Source organism: Veronia nyctiphanis, from assembly GCF_004116385.1.
Taxonomy (GTDB): Bacteria; Pseudomonadota; Gammaproteobacteria; order Enterobacterales; family Vibrionaceae; genus Veronia; species Veronia nyctiphanis.
In genome coordinates this window covers 1-11,485 of the sequence record NZ_PEIB01000018.1, presented here as the reverse complement: position 1 = coordinate 11,485, position 11,485 = coordinate 1, and the positions used below count along the sequence as shown (strand labels likewise).

Here is an 11,485-nt window from a genome sequence, read left to right as displayed (position 1 = left end):
GCTTGCTGTTCCCCGCATCGTCCGTCACCACCGCTGAGACCGTCACCGTTCCGTCCACCAGACCGCTCAAGTCGGCGGCCGGCAGCGCCGCGCCGCCCTCAGCCGTCACTGTCTGGGTGTTGCCATCAATGTCGGTGAAGGTCACCGTCACTGTTGTGATATCGCTTTCCAGCCCATTGAGCTCGACTGATACATCACTTTTCTCGCTGTCGTTGATCACATTGTCCCGCAACGTCAGTGTCAGCAGATCATTTTCATCAAGGGTCGTATCCAGATCCAACGTATCTTCAAGCGTGACCGTGTTGCCGGCATCATCGGTAATGACTGCCTTGACGGCGACATTGCCGTCGGCAAGTCCATCCATAGAGGCATCACTGACCGTCCACACTCCGTCAGAGGTTTTTAATGCGTGTAAAGACTTAACGTTGCTGTCTTTGTCGGTAAATGTGACGACAAGCGTTTTAATATCACTGTCGACGCCATTGAACTTGACATCAAAACCATTAGCTTCCTGTTTGTTTATGATCTTATCTGTCGAGCTGTAAGACATAGAAAGTGGGGTACCCAAATCCGCCGACGTATCAAGATCGATGTTTGTTATTTTTTCTATTGTATTCCCGGCATTATCCGTGATGATAGCTTTCACGGAGATGTTGCCATCGTTAAGTTCAGAGATATTTTTCGCCGGTATCACCCAACCACTGCCTCCTTTGCTTGCAGAGGCGACAACATCTTTGAAACCGTCTGAATAAACAATTTGTACTGATGCTGCGTCGTTGTCGATACCGACTAAATCAACACTCATTGTTTCAGCTTCTTTTGCATTAACAACCTGTAAGTCGCTATTTATCAACAGTTCCAGATTGCCGTCGACATCCGCTTGAGTATCCACAATCGCTTTGGCAGTGACATGTACAGAGGTATTTTGTGCTTCATCCGTGATAAAGGCTGTAACGGATAACCTCTCCCCTTCGGCAGGCAAATTCACTAAGTGGGTGTAAATACCTTTGGAGATATCGGTCGCTGAAAGCGTGAATTGCTGGTTATTGACAGTAAGGGTGTCATTTTCTTTCGCATCAGAGGGTAAGGCGATTTTGATTTCAACTTGTGTTCTATCGCCAATTTCCTCAGCATTTATGTAGCCATCTGTGTTGATATCTGGGGCAATTTCAAGCTGAAGAGCCATCGCTGACTTATCCAGCTCAAACGTGTCGGTACTGATAGCGGTATTGCCAGCATCATCCGTGACAACGGCACGAACGGTCACTTCACCATCGGGGAATGCAGATATATTGGCAGTATTGATTACCCAACTATCACCTTTTTTCTCGACTTGAACCGGTGCAGATTTATTATCCGGTCCAAGCAAGGTCACGACGACACTTTGTATATCTTCATCAATACCTGCCAGTTCAAACTCAACACTCTCTGCCTCGAGTAAATTAGACAGTCTGTAGTCATCTTTAACACTGATACTGAAGTTACTATCTGCATCTGCCGTGGTATCTTTTTCAAGCGACGTGGTGACTTCTTTGGTATTTCCCGCATCATCGGTGACGATAGCAGTAACATCGATATTTCCATCAGCTAAATCTGCCAGATCGGAGGGAGAGAACGTGAGGTTCTTACCTGAAGTCTGGATATCAGCTAAGACGACATTGTTACCATCTGAGTCTGTATAGGTTAAGGTGACGGTTTCTATGTCAGCATCAATCCCTTTCAACTCAGCGACAACATGACCTGCCTCCTCGTCGTTAGTAAGCTGATCTCCCAGAGGGATACTGAGTACGAGTGCCTGATCGTCTGCGTCAGCGGACGTATCCAGTACAAGCGTGCTTTCCTCTGTAACCGTATTACCAGCTATGTCTGTAAGCGTTGCAGATATAGTGATGTTGCCATCTGTCAGACCCGTTATATTGATGTTATTCAGATCAAGTGGTCCTGCGCTTGGACTGTTTACCGTAACATTAACCGTATTATCACTTTCATCTCTGAAAACCACGACCACGTTGTCTGCATCATCATCAATTCCATTTAGCGATAATCTGACATTTTCCGCTTCTTCCGCATTAGTCACCTCAAACCCATCAACAACACTGAGCGAGAAGTCATCACCCATATCTGCAGTGGTATCGAGTACCAACTCATCAAACACAGTTTTGGCATTGCTGGCATCATCAATCATTTTCGCAGCAACATGAATCGTGCCGTCAACAAGCCCTGTTAAATCTGCGTCAGGGACAATCCAGTTGCCCTGTTCATCCGTTTCGGTAATTGTGTATTGTTTAGTGTTGTTTGACTGATCTTTGAAGGTAACAATAACGATCTCTACATCATCATCAACACCTTCTAACCGCACTTTTACATTGTCAGACTCTTCTCTATTCGTAAGTTCGTCATCACTATCAACAATGACATTGAAATCATTGAATTCATCAATTTTGGTGTCTAAATCCAGCGAGTTGGTCACAACCTTACTATTGCCCGCTGCGTCAGTGACTATCGCTTCGACTGTGATTGCACCGTCCGTTAATGAGGAGAGAGAAAGCCCCGGTACGATAAAGTCGCCGTCTTCATCACGTTCAGTGACCGTTGTTTCCACTGTATTGCCGTCTAGATCCCGGTATATCACCTGCACAGACACCACATCATCATCAACCCCCGAAAGGTCGACAGACACATTACTCACTTCTTTCTGGTCAACAATTTTCAATTCATCACTGACGTTAACCGCAAGATCTTCACCCACATCAGCGGTTTTATCGAGGGTAAAGGTCGAGTTGGCCTCGGCGGAGTTCCCGGCTGCATCGGTCACTAGAGCAGAAACACTCACCTCGCCATCATTCAATAACGTGACATTGATTTCATTGAGTACCCACTCATTGAATTCATTTTTGGTGGCCGTGAAATTAAACGGCTTGTTCTTAGAATCGGTCAGTGTCACGACCACACTTTGCACATCAGCATCAACACCAGACAGTGACACTTTTACATCACTCGCTTCTGACTTGTTGGTGACTAAATCATCAGGGTCAATGGTGACAGTTAGCGGGTCATTGTCTGCATCTGCAGACGTATCTAAGGTGGCCTGATAACCGATAGCACCCACGTTACCGGCAGGGTCAGAAACTGACATAGACACAGTCAGCTGACCATCCTCCAGCGTTTCTAAATTCTGCGGTCTGATGCTAATGACCCCAGTATCTGAGACGGAAATATCGGAAAGCGCAACCACAACTTCGTTCGCAGGCACGCTGCTATCAGTGATAGTGACAGAGTGCACCACACTGCCGCTCTCGACTGAACCCGTCAGCGCAATGTCTTTTTGCTCTTGCGCGTTAATAATGTCATTGCCCACGAAAGTAATTGTGTTTGTGCCGTCACCTGTAAACGGTGCGATGGTGTCTAATACTGATGTATGTGAAACCACACCCGGGTTAGCAGCAGGGTCAATAACATTCATGGTGACGGTGAGCAAACCGTCAGAAAGGCTTGATATATCCTGTTCCAGAATGGTCACTTTCCCATCACTGGCAACAGATATGGCAGATTTACCAACGGTGTGGTTTCCGCCGTTCTCACTGGAAATTGTGATTGAGGTGATCTGACTCCCCGGCTCTACTTTGGCATCCAGAGTGACTTCTGTTTTTTCAAGGTTATTGATATAGCTGTCACTGTCTCCAGAAAACAGAATCTCGTTTTTACCATCGCCGTTAAACGCACCAGTAATATCAATCTCAAAGGTATTCGATTCTTGGGTTTCGTTGCCCGCCAGATCTGTCGCAGTAACGCTGTAACTATAATCACCATTTCCAGGCAAATCGGGCAGAACAATTGACCAATTACCATCACTGGTCACCACCGCCTCACCAGAAAATACTTCACCACTTTCACCGCTAACTGACACTGTCACGGAAACGCCGGGCTCCACTTGACCACCCAGCCTCGGAGCTATGATATTTGTGATTTTATCGTCCGCAACGCCGGAGTCTGATAAGAGCTCTGGTTCACCTAATGTCGGCGCCGTCATGTCGACAGTGACTGTTTTCACCATCTCTACCTTGTTGCCTGCTTCATCCTCGGCAACGACTTTATAGCTGTAAGTACCCTCTTCAAGCCCAGCGAGGACCCCGTAACCTTCAGTCGTCGAATCGACACTCCAGTCACCATTATCATTTCGGGCGACGATAGGTTGGGCGGTATCAATGCTTTCGCCTGAAGACACAAAATACAGGGTCACGGTCGCATCGGGGTCAGATTTACCCGAAAAAAGCAGATTGTTAATTTTGGTGATGCCATCTGTGGATGATGGCCCGGTATCACAGGCAGGATCTAGGCCACCAGTGAGGATGAGTCCCGTGTCTATTTCGACAGAGTCTTTTGTCGGAGCGGAGGTATTTCCGGCGTCATCTTCGAGGTAAACTTCGTACTCATAGTCGGCGTCATCTAACGCTCGGTGATTTGAATCTCCCATGTTTCGTCTTCTTTTACCGACGTTTTGTATTTCCTGCCTGCGATAGCGAAAACAACCGTCGTGCCCGCTTCACCCTTACCATTGAAAAAGGGCTTGTTATCATAGGTCAGCTTGTCAAATTTAATACCAGTATCGCTTTCATCACTGAGAGCTACCGAGGGCGCATCTGGTGCAACAGTATCAATGACCAGCACCTTGCTAAAAGCAGCTTCCTGCCCATTGGTATCAACTGATTCAATAAGAATCTCGTATTCACCATCGACAAATTCACTATCAAGCTCAAACTCAAAGTTGCCAGAAGCATCAGCAACGACGTCAAACTTGTTCCCATCAATTTCTAATGACACTTTCGAAGACGGATTGGTCGTTCCAACCAACGTTAAACCAGCATTCACATTGGTAATGAAGTCACCTGAACGCCCTGAGTCATCTTCTTTGGCAAGAGATACACTGAGACTGTTGGGCGGAATTTCTTCTTCAACCGGTTTGGCGTTTGATGAGCCTGAACTAGTGCCAGAGGTGGGGCTTTCAAGGCTTTCTGAAGCTTGCATAAGTTTGGGGGCTTTGCCCTCTTCATCAATGCCCTCTTCTTCTTCCCCTTCTTCACCATCAGCCGCTGCCGCCGCCAGCTCTTCTGCTATAGCCAGCACTTCTTCTGACAATGGCTGCTCTTGAATAACCTTAATCACTTCAAGTTGTTCAAGGTTCTTTTGCTTTAATTCGCTTCGTTTTTGCGCCAGCTCTTCCTGGGCTTTCTTGATGTCGGCATTGAGCTGGCTCAGCTCATCCAGTGTGTCATCTAAATTTTCTTTTCTCGCATTTTCGGCTTTTTCATCATCTGCTTCTTTTTTTTGTTCTTTTAGCTCTAGTTTTTCCCGCTCAAGTTGCTCTATTTTTTTCAGGGCATTATCTTTTGCAATACTTTGCTGTTTAACTTGGTCAAGTAATTGATTAAGCTTTTGATCTTGGGTGAGAACATTTTCGAGAAATACACTTTCCAGTGATTTAACATTGATACCCGAAGACTTAATAATCTCATCAACAGGTACTTTCTCGCCATCTTTTATTACGACAAGATCACCCTTTGCGATAGCTACCAACGCATCACTGAATTTTTCCGTTGTGCCTTGACTGTTTATGTATACCAAGTCAAAGCCAGCTACTTTAATGTCATTGAGGGACGTGATCGTTAACTCTGCCATGAAGATGATCTCTTATTGTTTTTTCAAATAAGTCTTTATGCGGATATCAATGGAATGAAGCACATATAAAATTGACTCAAACCTCTTTAATAATAATAGATTTACTGAAATGATCTCAGTTTGAGTAGAAATATAATAAGGAAGGCTGTACGCTAAAATATTTGATTAAAAAAGCCAGAGCGTTATATTCACTCTGGCTTTGATTTATTTATTTTAACAATATACTGTGTTTTTTAATCTACTTGATATATATGAGAATCTGAATTCCCAGCTATATCCTCTATGCTGATAATAATTTCTTCACCATGTTTATAGTTCGGGTTATCTATGTGCCAAGAGCCGTCGGTACCGATCGTGGTTTGACCAATGACTTCGTCACCTTTTGATACGGTAACCGTTGCACCAAAGTCGTTTGACTCGTAACCACTCGCGCCGATTACGGAATCATTTTCATGTAAAACGTCGTTATCAAGCCAAATTTCTGGTGGTGTAATGTCTATCTCTATCTCACCAGATTTCTCTATCGGTGAGCCACCATCATTGGTGTCTATGACAATACGATAATGATAATTCCCTTCATCCAGCTCTTTTTCAGCAGGTACTGACAATGCGAAATGACCATCGCTGATATCAACAGAGTCAAATTCGTTACCATCAATAAACAGCTTCGCGGTCACACCATTTTCGACATTCCCCTCAAAAGAAGGGGTTTGGCTATTCGTGACTTCCTTAGTTTCTGGGGGTGGAGCTACCATTTCTTCTAATGGCGCTTCCACTGTAAATGTCTGTTCATCAATGACACTGGTGTTGTCCTGAAGATCGGTCGCCTTTATCGAATAGGTCATTTCTGCAATGGCTAACGGCGTTTGGAAGGTGAAGGACCAATCCCCATTTGATTCGACAACAGCATCCCCCAGACGAATGCCTGCATGATTGAAGATACTCACCGTACTTCCCGGCTCAACTTTGCCGCTAATTGTCGGCGTATCATCTGTTGTCGTTTCAGCGCCCTCTGCAAGACCAAAATTAACGAACCCCTCATCTATCGTCACTTTATCCAAGACACTGGAGCCTGTGTTCTTGAGGGAAACCGTTCGTTGCTGAACTGTGTTATTTATTGTGATCTCAGGTAAAAGGGTAACTACACTGTTTCCGGCCTTATCAGTATGACGATATGGTGATCTCAGGTAAAAGGGTAACTACACTGTTTCCGGCCTTATCAGTATGACGAATCTGAATCTCGTTGGCTTCATACTCCCCCTCGGGCACATCAAACGATGTATCTTGCCCGGGTATCCATGTCTTACCAGCATCGAGCGAGTACTCCCACGTTGCACCCGCTTCTAAATTGTCGATATCGATTGTTGGATTAGAGGTTACATTATCGCTTGTGTCTTCACCCGTATCTTCTCGGAGGGAATACGTCAGATTTGCAACCGTGTTGTCTATGGTGATCTCAGGTAAAAGGGTAACTACACTGTTTCCGGCCTTATCAGTATGACGAATCTGAATCTGGTCAGTTACATACACATCCTCTGATAAGGTAAAGGATGTGCCTTGTCCCGTTTGCCATGTCTCACCAGCATCAACTGAGTATTGCCAGAAAGCACCAGGCTCAAGATTTGACACTTCAATGGTGGGGTTTGACGTCACCTTGTCGTTTAGGTTAGAACCCGTGTCTTCTTCAAGCTCATAATTTAACTGCTCAACCGTGTTATCTATTGTGATCGGAGGAAGTTTAGAGACCGCAATGTTTCCTGCCTTATCTGTTTGACGAAGCTGTACCTGCTCACTGGCATAAGTACCATCAGACAAGTTAAAAAATGTACCTTGCCCTATTGCCCATGTTGCTCCAGCGTCCAGTGAATACTCCCAAAAAGCATCTGACTCCAGATGAGAAACTTCAACCTTAGGGTTAGTCGTGACGAAATCATCGTCATCAGATCCAGTATCCTCTTCAAGAGCATAACCGAGCTCCGCAGGTGGTGTGGTATCGAGTGTAAAATTGAGTTCTTGAACGTCCTCATTGCCGAACGGGTCTATCAGAGTAACTGTGACTGTGTTATTACCCTCAGCCAGAGGATCAGTGATTGTGTAAGACCAATTACCCTCAGCGTTCACTGGTACAGTTTGAGTTACATCATCCCCGCTATCATTTTTGTAGCTCAGGGTGATGGTTGAATTCAGGTCGCCAGTGCCTCCAATAGAGGGTTGTTCGATATTAGTGATATTTTCTACTTTTGGAGATGCCGTACCAGTATCGCTTCGGAAATCTACGGTGACCTCAGCCCTTACATCGACAGAGAAATTAAAATCATAAGAGTCACTATTGCCTGCCACATCTTCCACGACGAGTTTATAGCTGTAATTTCCATGCGCTAATGCATCAAAAGGCCAATCAGCACTCCACTCATTTGTACCTGCGGTAAACGCAACATTGATTTCCTTTTCGACGCCATTATCGTCGAAATACATTTTGACGCTGACGACATCATTTTTATCAGACACAGTGCCGCCAAAAGATGGCGTAGTGTCATTTGTCCGGCTATCGATCACCAACTTGTCATCTGAGGGAGTAATGCTAGATGTAATATCGGGGGCCTTGGTATCGATGGTCAGCTCTTGTTGCTCGAGAACGCTGGTATTACCATAAATATCCTCGGCAATTACCTTGTAAAGGTGAGTTTTGTTGGTAGCTAGAGGGCTGGTTACCGTTACTTCCCAAACACCTCCGGTCACACTTGCTGGGTATTGCTTGCCGCCTATGTAAAGCGTAACTCGGCTCCCCTCCTCAACTGAACCAGAGAAAGTGGGCATGCGTTCGCTGGTGATTTCATCAGATTTACTACTGCCGGTATCGTCCTCATCTAGAATACCCGTATTAATAAAGTCTTCCGGAGGTGTGGTTTCCAAATCAATCGTCACTGAATCATTATTTGTATTTCCTGCCTTATCTTCGACGTAGACATCAACGTCGTATATCCCATCAGTAGTAATTGCATCTGAGTCAGGTATTGTAAAACTCCAATTACCCGTATTTTCATTCACAGTGATATTTTTATACGTTTTACCGTTAATCGTTAATTCTACTTTTCCATCTGTGTCAGTGGTGCCAGAGAACGTCGGAGTGGTGTCGTTGGTTTTATTATCATCAGACTCAAATCCGGTATCAGATGCTACATCTAGACGAAAATCAACACTTACTGTCTTATCAAGAGTAATTGTTTCAACAAAGTCTCTCTTGTTTCCGTGTTCATCATAAAGGGTAATTGAAAATGTTATTTCACCATCATTAAATGTTGATATATCGAAATATTTGTCATCATTGAATAGCACCACCGGACCTTCTTTCATCGTTGTTGATTTACCGGTAGAGTCTGAGACCACAATCTTTATCTTATCGACTCTTGAATCTAGGTTTTCAAAGTCATACTGGACGTTGTTACTTTCATTTTCATTAACCAAGTGATCGTCATCTACGGCTAATAAAAAATCACCCGTAAAGTCAGCTTGAATATCTTTATTGATTATCGCGTCATCATTAATGACGGTATTCCCAGCTGTATCTTCAGCAATAACCTCAATAGTAACGTCTCCATCTTTAAGCGTGCTGATACCTCCTTTTATTACCCAGAATCCATCTTCATTTTTAACAGCCGTACCAGGAACAGAGTTATCTTCAGAATCTATAAACGTGACCTTTATTCCATCATCTTTGATATCGTTATCGACACCAAATAAAGAGAACAAGAGGGTGTCTTGTTCCTCTAAGCCGACTTTTTCGAGATCTTCGGGTATGTCAACACGCAGGGCTTGACCTCGGTCAGCTTCAGTATCCCGCTCGATATTGCCCGTCGTGGTTTCGGAGGTATTGCCTGCACTGTCGACAAGGTAACTTCTGACGGTCAGAACCTGGTTGTCAGCAGGTGAGGATAACTCAAAATCAACATAACCATTGTTGATGTCTTGCTCAGTGAGCGAGTAAGACTCTTCAATGTCAGAAATGCTGTCATGAACATAAAGTAAGTCATCGACTTCTGCATCCAAAGCAAGGGAAATTCTGGCCGTCGTTGATGTCAAGTTATATTCTTCATCTTGAAGGTATCCATCTGCTTCGATATCTGAAGGAAACGAAATCGATAATGGTTGGTCGGCTTTTGTATCAAGAGTGAATTCATCAATTTCTGATAAAACAGAATTACCCGCAATATCAATTGCAACGGCTTCTATAACGATTTGGCCATCATCAAGATTGGACGCATTGATATCATCGACAACCCACACACCATCTTCATTTTTAAATACATTAATTTCAAATTTCGTATCAGGTTTATCTTTGTGGTAAAAATAGGCATCAATAGATTTAATATCCGTGTCGACACCAAGAAGCTTTATCGGCAGCGAAGATGATTCAACTTTATTTACTGTCTTATCTACTGAATTTAAAGTAACTGAAAAGTCACTATCAACATCAGCAGTCTTATCAATGGTGATAATTTCACGGACTGCAGAAGCAGTATTCCCTTCAATATCAGTCACCTTAACACTGATCTCAATATCACCATCAAAGTCTTTGAATATATCCTTACTGACATTCCAAGAGGGTTTGCTTAGTTCAAAATCCTGAGATGTGTTATCAGAGACACGGGTAAGCGTAACGATAACGCTTTCAATATCGGTGTCAGCCCCAAATATTGAAAAGCTCTTTGTATTAATTTCATCGTTATTGTAAATGCCATCTGGATTATCAAGGATGATTTTCAGATCTCTGTCATCACCATCTGCAGACGTATCAATTTCTATAATTTCCGGCTTAGCATGAATAGTATTCCCAGCCTCGTCTGTTACAAAGGCTTGAATCTTCACTTCACCATGGTCTAACCCTGCTTTGACAAAGATATCTTTATCGACGGTAAATGGCTTTGAGAGAGTGATGGGGGAAGATGACACTCCATCTTGTGTGAAAATAACAGTGGCCGATACGATGTCCTCATCGATACCCTCAAGGCTAAAGCTGTCTTTGACATATTCTTCTGCGTTGTATTTTTTGTCTTCAATATCAAGAAGAATTCTGAATGGGTCGCTATCACTTCAGCGGACAAATCAATTTCGATGGTTATCGCGTCTGCATCACTGGTATTGCCCGCTTTGTCGTATACCGTTGCGCCAATGGAGACCTCACCATTACCGAAGGCGCTGAGAACGTCATTAGGTACAGTGAATGGCTGAGGGCCAGAGATTGTTGTGGTGATAGTTTCTTTACCCGCCTGCTCAAGAGTCAGCACTATTTTCTCGGCATCCTCATCAACACCATTGAAACTAAATAAATTCCCGTTGCTGAGGAACTCGCTCCCGTAAGGTCTGCCTATCAAACTCGGCGTGATTTCAAAATCATCATCTTTATCTGCAGTTCTATCAATTGTTACGTTAACTTCTTGGGCAAACTTTGTATTCCCAGCATGGTCGGTTACCTTTGCAGTAATGGATACTTTTCCTTCTGTCATACCTGCAGTAACAAAAATATTGCTTGGAATACTAAGGTCAGAAGACGAAAGCTCTAATTCATAATCTTCCTTTCCCTCCATACTGAGTACAACGATGACGGTGTCGAGGTCAGCCGTATCGACTCCCCTAAGGGAAAAGCTGTGATTTTCATATTCATCATTGCCATAAATCCGGTCAGCAAAAGCAGGCACAATCTCAAAGTCATCATCGACATCGGCGGTGATGTCCTTACTCACCGTCACCGGCGCAGCAGCATGGCTGTTGCCCGCCTCGTCATACACCGTCGCGTTAACGGTGATCTGCC

At 44.1% G+C, this 11,485-nt stretch carries 5 protein-coding genes; all 5 read right to left on the bottom strand.

Annotated features, from left to right (window positions below; all coding sequences use genetic code 11):
- Positions 1-4,474, bottom strand: a 4,474-nt coding sequence (locus tag CS022_RS14575; protein WP_201746291.1) for an Ig-like domain-containing protein, incomplete at its 3' end; no start/stop codon positions are given.
- Positions 4,447-5,676 (bottom strand): Ig-like domain-containing protein, encoded by a 1,230-nt coding sequence (locus CS022_RS14570; RefSeq protein WP_129122906.1) that lies wholly within the window; start codon positions 5,674-5,676, stop codon positions 4,447-4,449. The genes CS022_RS14575 and CS022_RS14570, both read right to left, overlap by 28 nt.
- Positions 5,677-5,909: 233 nt before the next feature.
- Entirely contained in the window at positions 5,910-6,728 is an 819-nt protein-coding gene (locus CS022_RS14565) for an Ig-like domain-containing protein (protein ID WP_235869525.1), read from the bottom strand.
- 109 nt (positions 6,729-6,837) lie between these two features.
- On the bottom strand, positions 6,838-10,626 hold the full coding sequence (locus tag CS022_RS14560; RefSeq protein ID WP_129122904.1) for an Ig-like domain-containing protein: 3,789 nt from the start codon (positions 10,624-10,626) through the stop codon (positions 6,838-6,840).
- The coding region (locus tag CS022_RS14555) for an Ig-like domain-containing protein (RefSeq protein WP_145964518.1) at positions 10,554-11,485 on the bottom strand (932 nt) is incomplete at its 5' end. The genes CS022_RS14555 and CS022_RS14560, both read right to left, overlap by 73 nt.